Annotated in this window: 6 protein-coding genes and 1 pseudogene; 6 read left to right on the top strand and 1 reads right to left on the bottom strand. The window is 50.6% G+C overall.

Annotation, left to right across the window (positions count from 1 at the left end; translation table 11 throughout):
* Window positions 1-874 (bottom strand): serine/threonine-protein kinase (locus IQ256_RS25915; protein ID WP_193858592.1); only part of this gene is annotated, 874 nt, incomplete at its 3' end.
* Between the two features lie 405 nt (window positions 875-1,279).
* On the opposite strand from IQ256_RS25915, the gene IQ256_RS25910 reads away from it, so the two are divergent.
* The 6 genes and pseudogenes from IQ256_RS25910 to IQ256_RS25885 form a co-directional block, all read left to right on the top strand.
* Complete coding sequence (locus tag IQ256_RS25910; RefSeq protein ID WP_193858591.1) at window positions 1,280-2,878, top strand: GAF domain-containing sensor histidine kinase; 1,599 nt, start codon at window positions 1,280-1,282, stop codon at window positions 2,876-2,878.
* Between the two features lie 520 nt (window positions 2,879-3,398).
* Entirely contained in the window at window positions 3,399-6,035 is a 2,637-nt protein-coding gene (locus IQ256_RS25905; RefSeq protein ID WP_193858590.1) for a hypothetical protein, read from the top strand.
* A gap of 122 nt (window positions 6,036-6,157) precedes the next feature.
* Entirely contained in the window at window positions 6,158-6,721 is a 564-nt protein-coding gene (locus IQ256_RS25900; RefSeq protein ID WP_193858589.1) for a DUF11 domain-containing protein, read from the top strand.
* A 227-nt stretch (window positions 6,722-6,948) separates the two neighbouring features.
* On the top strand, window positions 6,949-8,466 hold the full coding sequence (locus IQ256_RS25895; protein ID WP_193858588.1) for a DUF11 domain-containing protein: 1,518 nt from the start codon (window positions 6,949-6,951) through the stop codon (window positions 8,464-8,466).
* Window positions 8,467-8,468: 2 nt separating this feature from the next.
* Window positions 8,469-12,773, top strand: coding sequence for a TonB-dependent receptor (locus IQ256_RS25890; RefSeq protein ID WP_193858587.1), 4,305 nt, complete (start codon window positions 8,469-8,471; stop codon window positions 12,771-12,773).
* Between the two features lie 73 nt (window positions 12,774-12,846).
* Window positions 12,847-13,217, top strand: a pseudogene (locus IQ256_RS25885) (hypothetical protein); the annotation flags it as partial.

Here is a 13,217-nt window from a genome sequence, read left to right as displayed (position 1 = left end):
GTGGGGGAGTGGATGAAGTAGAGGTGTCGCTAGATTGAAGGGCCTGGGCCATCTGGCTGACGGATTGGTAGCGATCGCTTGGTCGATACTGTAGGGCTTTGTTTAAGACGGCAGCGAAGCCGGGGGCGACGTTGACTAGGGGCTGCCAGTTCCAGGCGAAGTTGATGTCGTCGAAAAGGGCTTGGGGTTCTCTGCCGGTTAACAGCACGATGGCAGTGACGGCTAGAGCGTAGAGATCGCTGCTGGGATAGGCTCTGCCGGTTTGCATTTGCTCGCTAGGGGCATAGCCTGCTTTGCCAACGGTGGTGGCTTGACTGACGCTGCCAGTCTCGGTTGGGGCCATCTGCACACGGGTGACGACTTCTTTGACCACCCCGAAGTCAATCAGTACGGGCAGTCGATCGGTGGTGCGCTGAATAATGTTGTCTGGGCTAATGTCGCGATGGATGATGCCCTTCGCATGAATATGGGCTAGCACAGGCAGCATCTGTTGAAGAAACTGTTTGACTTCCGCTTCAGAGAATTGCTCGCCCTTTAGTTTGCGCTGATTGAGGACTTCGTGGTAGGTCTGACCTTCAACGTAGTCTTGTACTAGAAACAGTCGTTCTTGTTCTTCGAAGGTGGCTCTAAACTTGGGGATTTGTGGATGAATGATTTGATAGAGCACAGAGGCTTCTCTTTGAAAAAGCTGAGTGGCCTTATCAGAGAAGTGGTCCTGGCCTTTGACGGGGACGAATTCTTTGATGGCGCAGCGTTCGTTGAAGCGTCCTTCGTCTTCGGCCAGGTAGGTTCGGCCAAACCCGCCCTGGCCTAGCAGCTTGACGATCTTGTAGTGATTTTGAAGCAGTGTGCCAACAGCGATCGCAGTTTGCATAATAGAGGAGCGTATAAAACGGGCAGCGTGTGAACAGGCGTATACAAAGTTTATGCCACGCGACCTATGAACAGAGCAGAAGCCATCCATCAGTTTACTTTACTGCACGCTTTGGGCTCGTATGTTTTCAGTCACAGCAACGCAGCCCTAACTTGGTAACGCGGCTTTTGAGTAACGCAGCCTTGATATCCTTAATGTTATGAGGGGTTTGCGAAGGAATGTTATGGAGGGTTTACGAAGGGCGATCGCAGCGACTCATTTGATTGTGACTAATTGACTCATTTCATCACAGCTAATTTACGTTAAGCCTATACAGGGCAACGCCTCTGTAAAGCTACGGGTTAAGTCGCGCTATCTGTTGGGGAATGATGAGCCCAACCTAATTTTTCTTTTAGTGCGCGGCACATGACTTACGGCACCTCTGACAATAGAAGAGCTTTTGAGCTAAATAAAGGCTCAAGAGGCAGCGTAGAGGAGACTACTATAGAAAAGAGTGCTTTGGGTGTAGAAGACACGCTGCAGTCTCGGCTTTCTTGTCGGCTAGAGGGCATGTCGCCAGAGCAGCGCGATCGCTATCGAACCAATGTGCTTTCCCGATTAAATCTGTTGGACAACGACAGTGTTCCTATCTTTGATGAAGCTACGCAGAATATCTCGCGGCTGCTAGCGATGCCAATCTGCGTCCTCAGCGTGATGCAAACAGAGGTGCAAAGCTTCAAATCGGTTGTAGGGCTCTCTAGCTTGGGCCTGATGAACCAGCTAGCTGCCGCTCGCAGTTTGCCTAGACAAGAATCTTTTTGTACCCACGTCATCGATAGTGGTAAAACTTTCGCCCTCGCCGATACCACCGCTCACCCTGCATTTTCTCGTAGTTTGCTAGTGCAGCACTACGGCATTCAGTCTTACCTCGGTGTGCCGCTAATTACAACAGAAGGTTGCTGTATCGGTACGCTAGCGGTGATGGATCTGCTGCCTCATCAGTTTACTCAGCAGGAAATTGCCTTATTAGAACTCAGCGCTCGCTGGAGTATGAGCGAGTTTGAAAAGCAACATCTCTTACAGAGTCAGTATCGAGCTACACCTTCTGCCGTTCACTCACACGTGCAGTCTGATTCTATGGGCACTGCGCCTGAAGCATCACTGCTTAAGCGGATCAACAAAGTTCGCTTTGATTTGATTGTTCAGCTCACGCAGGATCTACGCAATCCACTCACCTCTGTGACGGGGATGGCCAGTATGCTAAGCCGTGAGATCTACGGTCCGCTGAGTGAGAAGCAACAAGAGTACGCCAGAATTGTTCTGAGTAGTTCTCAACAGTTGCTGACGATGGTGAATGAGATTGTTGAGATTGGTGACTTAAAGAAAGAAGAATCCCATCAGCTTTCTGTGGTGGCGGCTGATATTGAAATGATTGGCCATCAGGCGATCGCATCGCTAGAAAGTATTGCTAGACAGCAAGATCTCAAGATTAAGCTGACGGTAGAACCGGGCTCTCGCATTTGGAATCTAGACAAGCGGATCGTCAAGCAGCTAATTTATCATTTGGTCTTTAGCATTATTAAGATGTCTACGGCAGGGAGTACTATTCGGCTGCATATTTCTCGAAGAGATAGCAGCGTGAGTATGGCACTATGGGTGTCTAATCCGTGGTTAGGAGAAGATTTGCCCCCAGCGGTAATCGCCTGGAACCAGAGGCAGAGAGGGTCTAAGAGCATATCGCAACATGCAGACCCTGCTAGATTAGAACCTTCTAACATCAGATTAGAGCCGCTTGCCCAGATAGGCTTAGAAGCTGATAGCGGCGAAGCGTTTGAGGCACTGAGCGCGGCGAAGAAGATGGATTCTTCTCGGCAAGAGTTAGGACTGTTGCTGAGTCGGCATCTGATCGAGATGCATGGCGGCGAGGCAGTTGTACAAGGATCTGAAACTTCTGGCTATCGCTATGTGATTACGCTGCCGTCTTTACCGTTGAGTGACATGCCGTCGAGTAGTTCAATAGGCTAGTCTCTGAAGCTGGCTACAAATGCGTCTCATAGTAGCGAACAAGTAGCAGCGAACAGAGATCTCTCTTTATAGCTTTTCTAGACAGTTATTCCCTCTATGTGGAATGACTGTTTTGCCATGTCAACTTTGTTTATGTTAGCTGTCGGAATCTGCTGAACGTTAGCGAGCTTGAACGCACAGTATGGATAAATGTCAATGCCTATGCTTGATTTTCTTTTAGGTAAATCAACGTATAGATAGAAATTGATGCTAGGGCAATATAGATTCGGTCAGCTTCTATTGTGTTGTTGGATATGAAGATATAAGCAGGTATCACTCGAAAAACGTTTGAGAGAACAACTCTGACCCAGAGAGTTGTTGCTTGTTTGATATCTATTTACCTATAAACATTGTTTAGAAGCCCGTTTCCACTAATCGATTCGTGAATCCGTCCGTGGTTGACAGCAGCGCTCACGAGCGATGTTCGAGACATTTCATCTGATTCGACTGACTTCTATTTGCAAGCATAGCTAATACAAAAATGGTAACAACGCAGAAACGGAAAACATTGCGCCAACGGGTTCAGAAACCTGTTCTGGCGGCTACGCTAGCTGCGGCTGGTGTTTTCAATATGATGAGCGCTGTCCTCGCCGAAGGCGCAGCCGCTGGAGAGACTATCAGTAACACGGCAACCGCCACTTATGAAGATGATGATGGCGATACGATCAACGCGACCTCGAATACCGTCGAGATTGTAGTTGCCGAGGTTGCTGGTCTGACCGCTGTGCCCACGGGTATCAACGATACCGATGACGGCGCGGTAGAAGCTGGTGATACGCTGGAGTACTTCTTTGAAGTCACCAATACTGGTAACGCTGCAACTAATGTCTTTGTTCCGGGCACAGACAATATTATTACTCAAAACCTAGATGCAACGTTAGTTGAGATCGGCACAGTTGCGCCTGGGCCAAATCCAGGCGATCCTGACGTCTTCACTCCTGTTCAAACGATTGACGCTGATGGGGACTTCACGACAACACCGATCCCTGCGGACGGTAGTTTCATCGTCAGAGTGACAGGTACGCCAGTTGCGACTGCGATCGCAGGTGATGAGATTGGCGTAACTTTGGGTAATGTTCCGCCCAATGACAATTCAGCGGACACTCAAAACCAAGATTACGTTGATAACGGTAATATCGATGATCTCTACACCCAGGATTCGGATGGAGCCACAGCGCCTGTCAACGGTGTACGTGAGGCTAGTGCCCAGCAAGATATTCAATTCGCTTCTTCTGTCAATCCTTTAGCTCTGGTCACTGCCCTCAAGACCTCAGCATTAGAAATCAACGATCCTTCTACTATCAACGATGACCAAATTACCTATGATTTGGGCATTCGAGTGGAAAGCGATGACCCCACTAACGTTTTTCAAGCGGCTGCGTTAGAGGGTACAGACGTTGAGATAGATGGTACTGATGAGAAAGTCATCCTGATCTCAGATGCCATTCCAGAAGGCACGAATTTTGAATCTATCGCTCCTGGCTTACCCTCTGGATGGGAGGTGATTTATTCTATTACCGCACCAGCAGGAACTGATCCATTAGACAGTGCAACTGTCACCTGGACTAGAACGGCACCCACCGACTTGACAACAGTTGAGAGAATTGGTTTCATTAATTCTGGTTCTTTGGCACCGGGTGTAGAAGTCACTGGGCTGAGATTTACGGTCAATACTGTTCCTCTAACCGCAGATGCTAGCGGTCGGGGTCAGGTAGACAACATTGCTCAAGCCTTTGGTGAGACCGTCGGTGGCCCAGCCAATGGCGATGTCATCTATGATGAATCTGGTGACCAATCACCCAACAACAACACCGATCCTAGCAATGATGGGGCACCAGGCGTAGCCGGACCAGACGGTATTACTGACGGCAGCAACTACGATCCAGATCCTGACAACGACAATGATGTTGATACAGACGGTGTTGCTGATCCAGATGAGGACGGTATCGATGCTGGTAACAACAACACTGGCGACGATGGCGATGATGGTGGTGAAGTCAACCAGATCATCATTTCTCCGTCTACTGACCAGATTTTGAATGGTCCTGACGGTGCTCCAGGTGCTGTAGGTCCTACCGATGATGATGACGATTTCACTAACAATTCTACGCCTGTACCAGCAGGACTAGAGGCGGGCGATTTGTTCGATCCTAGCGGTGATCCAGTCGTCTTTACAAACACTGTTTCTAATCCAACCACAGGAACACTGTCTAACGTGACGCTTGAGCCGATCGCACCTAGCGAGGCAGCTGATGCGGATGAAATCGATCCTAATTTAGCAGTCAGCCAGTATGGCGAGGACGGCGATATCCCAGATGGAACCATTGTTGAAATTACTTTCAACGGTCAGACCGCTGAGTACACCTATGACAGTACTCCTGACCCAGGTGATGATCCGTTTGAGCTAACTGCTGGTACACCTGTCAATGTCGGTGATATCTTGCCAGGTGCAGCTCCGATTGACTACACAGTCACCGTTACTCTGCCTGATGATACTGAGGTCTTAGACAACATTCCGATCCCAATTATTGCTTTCCCTGATGACGATCCAACTAATTCGCCTGGCTTTACAGGAGAATCCACGAACAACATCACCATTGATCGGGTCTATACAGGATTTGTTGAGCTGCTGAAGACAGCTCGAATCTTGAATAATGATGGAACCTTCAGGTTCCCTGCTGACGGCAGCTTCGTCAATACGTTTGATGAAACTGTTGATGAACAGACGGCTAGACCTGGCGATCAGATTGAGTACAGAATTGAGTACAGAAACATCTCGACACCTGACACAGGAACTGACAACGTTACGCTGACCGCTAATGACTTTGTGCTCACTGAGGATGGTACAGGCAGCGATGCAGGCTCTCCTGATAACAACTGGGCAGAGACGACTATTCACCGTGAAGGTGCAACCGCTACTGATGGCGTCATCACCTACGACGATGCCGATACTGGCACCGATCCTGACTACACAAGCGAGCCTGCTGACGGTGTGAAGGTCGATGTGTATACCAACTTCGGTGAAACCGGTAGTGAAATTGATGTCTTGCCAGGTGAAGACGGCAACTTTACCTTCCTCCGTGAAGTGATTAGTGAAGGTCCAACACCCACACCATAAGCGGTTTCGATTTAGGTCAGTAATTTGCTGACCAATTAAGAGGCGGGCTGTCGTTAGCTCTGACAGCCGCCTCACTCTTCTCCCTTATTACACATTTTGTACAGTCAAAGGATTTGATTAGAATGAAACGCAAGTTTTTATTTGGTATGGGTATTGCAGCACTGGCTGCGACCGCACCTTTTGCAATGTCTACGCCTGTGTTTGCCAACTTGCAAGAAGCGGGAACGGCAATTGTTCAACAGCTTTTGCAGCCAGAGGTGAAACTGGAGATGGGCGCTGAAAAGCAGGTAACCGTTTTAGATGAAGACGGTCAGCCAAAGCTAGCCTGGCAGGCGCTAGGTGAAAAGGCAACCGTTCAGCCGGGTGATGTGCTGCGCTACGCGGTGGTCTCTTCTAATGAAGGAGAAATGGCGGCTAAGAATCTGGTGATTACTCAGCCGATTCCAGCGGCGATGACCTATGTGATCGGCTCCGAGAAAGGTAATACTGCGGCAGCGGCGACTTACAGCATCGATAATGGTGAAACGTTTGTGGCTGAACCGATGGTAGAAGTGAAGCTACCCAATGGCGAGGTAGAGATGCAACCCGCACCTGCGGAAGCTTATACGCACGTGAAATGGGCGTTTAACGAAGATCTAGAATCTTCTGTTGCAGTGAACGTTTCTCACGAAGTGGTTGTCAAGTAGGTAAACGGTAGGGCGATCGCACATCCTCTTGTTTTGTAGTAGGTGTGCGATCGCCATTCCTTTTAGAACGTTAGTCGCTTTAAGTCGTCCGTAGCACCCTCTCGTTTCGGCAACTCTCCATCCAGCAGCAAAGCGATCGCCCAACAGCGTGCAATACAAACCCCTTGCCGCTTGATGCCTGATCACCTCAGCACCAAGCAGCTATAAGAATCTTCGATACTCCTACAATGCCACTTCTCTCATTGTCCAAACGTCTGTGGTGCCACCGCCGATGGAAGCAGTTGCTGGCTCTGTTCCTGATTGGCCTGTTTATGCATTCTGCAACGGGTGCGATCGCTCAGACAGTAGAGCCTGAACAGTCCGAAAGTATCTTCAACACAGCCACCGCCAGCTACAACACTCCATCAGGAACACCTGTTCAAGTCATTTCTAACCAGTTAGCGACCGGCTTTGACGATAGTCAGCTAATTGATCCAGGTGGCAGGCTGCTAGGCTGCGATGGTGAACTTCTCAGTAGCTATGCTGGATTTTCGATGGCGCTCTACGAGCCGGACGAGTCGGGGCTAGATATTCGCAACCTAGTACCGCTAACCCCGACGAATAGTGACAATGGTATTGATCCTAATATTATTAATCTCAATCCCTTTCCGCTCTCTCTCAATGATGGTCGCTACAACTTTCTCTTAGATGTTGATGCGCCTTTGGAGAGTCCGGTGAATGCAGGGCTGACGCAAACAGATTCGACAGCTCAGTACATCTTGGTAATCAATCCGCCTGATAACTCTCGCTATAGTGAACGCCGGGTACTGATTGAAATGCTGGGGGTAGTGGAAAGGCCAACGAGTTCGCTGCTCAGCTACAGAGCGACTTCTCTAGATGGCAACCCAATTTCTGTAGATGGTGAACTGACCTTTATTAACACCGTGACTGTCAGGAATGCAGAAGTTCAGCTACTGACTCTCTTTGAGTTCGGTATAGAGAGCGTTATCTGCGAAGCGCAACAGATAGAAATTACCAAGTCCGCCGATCGCTCTGCGGCTCAGCCCGGCGATACGGTGATCTATCGGCTAATGGTTCAAAGCTCGGCCACCGTCGACGTGGATTCTGTGGTTGCGATCGATACGTTGCCAGTCGGCTTTGAGTTTTTGCCAGAGTCTGTTTCCGGTCAGCTAGACGATCTGCCAGTGGCAGTTACCACTAGCGTGAGCGGCAATAGCATCGCCTTTAGTGTTGCTGAGCAGATATCTCCAGACCAAACGCTGAATATCATCTACGCGACTCGGCTAACGCCCGATGCGCTAAGAGGATCGGGTGAAAATAGCGCCATGGTAACCGCCACTAGAACAGATAACGACTTTGATATTCAAGACGGGCCGAGTATTCACCGAGTTTCTCTCGAACCAGGTATTCTGTCGGACTGTGGCACTTTAATTGGTCGCGTCTTTGAAGATAAAAACTTTGATGGAGAACAACAGAATGGAGAGGCTGGCATTCCCAATGCGGTGATCTTTTTAGATGATGGCAATCGGGTAGTTACTGATGCTGACGGTCTCTTTTCTGTTCAAAAAATGCTTCCTGGTAATCGTACGGGCACGCTTGATCTAGAGAGTTTACCCGGCTATACCCTAGCGGCCAATCTGTATTTTAACGAGCGCAATAGCCGCTCTCGCCTAGTCAGGCTAGCGCCGGGCGGACTGGTGCGGATGAACTTTGGGGTGACGCCTACTTTTGAGGAAGGAGAATAGACATGACTTCAACCGTAGGCAAGCAAACGACACTCGCCCGAAGATTCTCTTACCTTAGACTGGCTGCGATCGCAGCTCTATCGCTCAATTCAGTGTTTGCTTCACTGGTGCTCTCTAGCGCGGCGATGGCTCAAGAGATAGCTGATCCGATCGATAGAGAAGATCGCCCTGATACAGAGCAAGATTCTGACGATGAAGTTGAGACTGAAAACGACAGCGACAATCCAAATGTCATTATCAGAACGAGAGCAGTCGCGTCTAATGTCTCCTTTAGAGCCGTTCAGCAGTTGGCCTTAGTGACCGAGACAGTGACTGCGACCGAAGAGGCTGAAGAAACAGAAGCAGAGCGTTTGTTGCTAGCGCGGGCGGGCCTTAGACCAGCGGCTAACTCTGCTAAGAAAACGCCTTGGTTGGCGCGATCGCCAAACCCTTCTGAACCCGATGACATTGCCGAAAATGCGATTTCTTTAAACTTGGCTGCGATCGAAGATGCGCCCGCAGAAAAGCCTGGAACGCCCTGGCTAGCGCGCACTTCAGAAGCCCAAAGAGAGCAAGGAAGAGAGCGAGAAAGAGAGCAGCCTGCTAATCGGTTAGCGCGATCGCGGGCCACAGAAGACGCCAACGAACGCGCTAATGAACCCGCTGACGCCCGCCTAGCCACAGCCCCTAGAAGACGCGAAACCCGAAAGCGTCCAGCTAACTGGGTTTCGATCTTTCATGAAGAACTCTCTCCATCTAATGCTGAGTCAGGGGTTGATTCGCCGACTGAACTAGCCGCCGATCCAGCCATTAACTCTGTGGCTGATCCCGCCGTTAATCCAGATGCGATCGCGGCTCGATCCTCAGCCAGCGGCGGCGCTATCTATGACATTGGCGATTTGCCCCAAACCTCGATTACCCCTACCTACCTAGCTGGCAGTGTTGAAGAAAGTGAGATTGCGGTCAATGCCAGCGACGTAGCGTTTTTGAGCCCTGAGCCCAACGCCTTCTTGAATACGCCCGCTACCTCAGTAGTGCTGAGATTTCCCGTTGGGGCCAAAATTGCGCTACTGGTCAATAGCCGGGTGGTAGATCCTAACCTGATTGGTAGAACAGAAACCGACACCGAGACTGGGCAGCGTACACAGACCTGGTATGGTGTCACCCTTTCTGCAGGCGATAACCAGCTAGAAATTGTTTCAACAGACACTGGCGAAGTGTTGAAAAGTCTGCTGGTGACCGTCAGAGGAATGCCTGCTGAGCTAACTTTGCTCTCGCCGCGTGCCATTCCTGCCGATGGCCGGTCGACAAGTACTATTCGTGGTCAGCTCGTTGATGAATCGGGTAATATCTCGCGTTGGGAATCCACCGTCACGCTGCAGGCGAGCGATGGTGAGTTTTTGGGTGCGGATGCCAATCCAGATGCGCCCGGTTTTCAGGTTCGAGCCAGCAAAGGAGAGTTTGTTGCCGAGCTGCAGTCTTCATTAGAGTCGGGTCTGGTTCAAATTCGAGCTAGAGCGGCTGACTTTGAGGCGTTTAGTCAGATTCAGTTTGTGACGCCGCAGCGGTCTAATCTAATATCGGGCGTGGTTGACGTGCGTTTTGGCGCGCAAGGGACTGATTATTACGGCAGCTATCGTGACTTTTTGCCGCTAGATGGAGACAACAGCTATGGTCTAGATGTCGATGCGGCTGTGTTTGCAACGGGGAACTTGGGCGAATGGCTCTATACCGGCGCTTATAATAGCGATCGCACCTTAAACCAAGACTGTAACGGTGACTCTCGCCTGTTTCGGGCCAACGGCGGCAACTGCGAAAGCACCTACACCACCTACGGCGATGACTCTTACTCGGATGTAATCACCCCTTCGCTAGACAGCGTTTTTTTGCGGCTAGAGCGCACCTCTCCTACCGCCAATGCTGCCACTGACTATGTGATGTGGGGAGACTACAACACCGAAGAATTCTCGACATCCGCACAGCTTTTTACCGCTACCAGTCGCCGACTGCACGGCTTCAAGGCTAACTACAATTTTGGTAATCTAGCGCTGACGGGCCTATATGCCAACAATGTAGAAGGCTTTCAAAGAGATACAATCGCACCCGATGGCACCAGCGGCTTTTACTTCACTTCTCAGCGCAACTTGCTGCCTGGCAGCGAGCGCGTTTATCTAGAGCTAGAAGAGTTAGAACGGCCCGGCACGGTATTAGAGCGAACGGCCCTGACGCGCGGCGCTGACTATGAGATTGATTACGATCGGGGAACGCTGCTGTTTAACGATCCGGTGGCGCGAACCCAGGTAGATGAATTTGGGCTGCTGCTCGTGCGTCGGATTGTGACCACCTATCAGCATGAAAATGGCGAAGACACCGACCTACTCGCTGGCCGCCTACAGTACAACTTTAATCAGCAGCAAGGGCAAGAATCGTGGGTAGGCACTAGCTATTTAAACGAAGATAGAGGCACAAGAGACTTTTCTCTCTATGGCGTAGATGCTCAAGTGGCGATTGGTGACAACACTCAGATCACGGCTGAGATTGCCCGTTCTACTAGCGAGTTTGAGACTTCAGATCGCGTCAGTGGCAATGCCTATCGCCTAGAAGTAGACAGCGCTCTCGGCGATAAGCTGAACGGTCGGGCCTATATTCGATCAACAGATGCAGGCTTTAGCAATGAAGCCACCTCTAGCTTTGTGCCGGGGCAGACTCGCTACGGGGCGCAGTTGGCTGGGCGCATAACCAGAAACACCACGCTGCGAGCGAGATTTGATCGAGAAGATAATACGGGCAATGCGCCTCGGGTCATTACCGATCTTACAGAGCTGCTGAACAATACTGAACGCCAGCCGGGTAGGGCGCTAGATAATTCGCTAACGACCTATTCTTTGGGCGTGAGTCAGCGGTTTGGTCGAAGTACGGCGGATGTGGATTGGCTGCATCGCGATCGCACTGACCGGCTCGATGGCGATCGCAGTGTCAGCTCAGCTCAGCTCAGAACCCGGTTAATGACGCCTTTGACAGATAGACTATCGATCATCGCTCAAAATGAACTCACCCTTTCTTCTAGCGAAGATCCGATCTATCCGAGCCGCACCCTGATCGGGCTGAACTGGGAAGTGATGGACGGGCTCAATGTCGGCGTCAATCAGCTCTTCTATGGTGGAGACAGAGGCAGCGCGACTACTGTTGATGTCACGGGTGAACACACTTTTGCTTCGGATACCACCATTCACGGTCGATTCTCTACGGTGAATGGCCGACAGCTAGGCGGCACGATTGGCCTAGAGCAAGGCATCAATCTCGCACCGGGATTAGATTTGGACTTGGGCTTTGAAAAGACCTTTTCGACGCTCGGTAACGAAACCGCAGCCAGCACCCAGTTTTCTCAGCCATTTGCACCGGGTCAAAGCGCCTCGGCTATTGGCCTAGCCGGGGGTGAAAGCTACAGTGTGGGACTCTCCTATACCGATAATCCAGACTTTCAAGCCAATACAAGATTCGAGCACCGAGCTTCGCGTGGTAATTCCAACACCGTATTCACCCTTTCTGCGCTAGGACGGATTACTCCCGAGCTAACGCTACTAGGAGACTATCGAACTGCCCATACCGCCAACCAGCGCATCACGGGACTAGGCCGAACTAGTCTGTTGAAACTTGGCATGGCCTATCGCAATCCTAGAAACGATCGGTTCAATGCCCTGTTGCGCTATGAGCATCGGCTCAATCCGAACAGCATTCCTACGAACGCTAACTTGGGCGCTTCTTCTGAAACCCAGGAGCACCTGTTTTCGACCGAGGCAATCTATGCCCCGAACTGGCGGTGGGAACTGTTTGGCAAATATGCGCTGCGTCACAGTCGTACTGAATTCAACGGTGCGGGCAACAGTTTCTCTAATGGCAGTACTGTTCAGCTCGCTCAGGCTAGAGCCACTTATCGACTAGGATACCGTTGGGATACGGTGGGTGAGCTGCGCTGGCTGGCTGGCAGTGGCTATAGCGAGACGGGGTTTTCTGTAGAGGCGGGCTACTATCCGCTCCCAGATTTAAGAATTTCGGCGGGCTATAGCGGCGGCGCGAATGATACTGATTTTGGTGAGAACCGTAGCAATGGCGGATTCTACTTTGGCGCGTCGGCGAAGCTGAGTGGATTGTTAGACGGGTTCGCGACGCAGCCAAACGATCCGCCTCAGCAGCAGGAATCAGTGGTTGAGGCGGCTGAAGCAGATTTATCCCAAGAGAATATCTCTGAAGATACGATCCCTGAAGACGAGGAACTTGAAGAGAATCTACGACCAGTGCTTCCAGATACGGAGGAAGAAGAGTTGTAGGCGATTCCTAAGAAGGAGATTTACTTTAGGTTTGTTTAGGAATAGTTAGTTGTTTTATTTAGTGACGCGACAGATGGCTTATCAGCACACTTTCAAATATCGCCGTCAGCTTGTTGTAATCTGTAGCTTGCTAGGTGGGTTGAACAGTCTGTGGATGCCTGCTACTAGTCTGGCCCAATCAAATGAAACAACAGTTTCTGCGATTCAGGTGACGGTGAATAATGCGGAAGACGATCCGATTCGCGCCGACGCTGATCTGACTTTGCGAGAGGCGATCGCACTCATTAACGGAACGCTGCTATTCAGTGAACTCAGCGCTCAAGAGCAGCAGCTAGTGATGCCTGCCAGGGAGGTTTCGACGATTCGGTTCGATCTGCCTATTGGACAAACGGCCATAGCGCTAAATTCGATATTGCCTGCGATCGCCCGGCCCAACACTACTAT

Source organism: cf. Phormidesmis sp. LEGE 11477 (genome assembly GCF_015207105.1).
Lineage (GTDB): Bacteria > Cyanobacteriota > Cyanobacteriia > Phormidesmidales > Phormidesmidaceae > Phormidesmis.
Note: the sequence above shows the minus strand (reverse complement) of the source record. Positions and strands in the feature narration are given on the sequence as shown.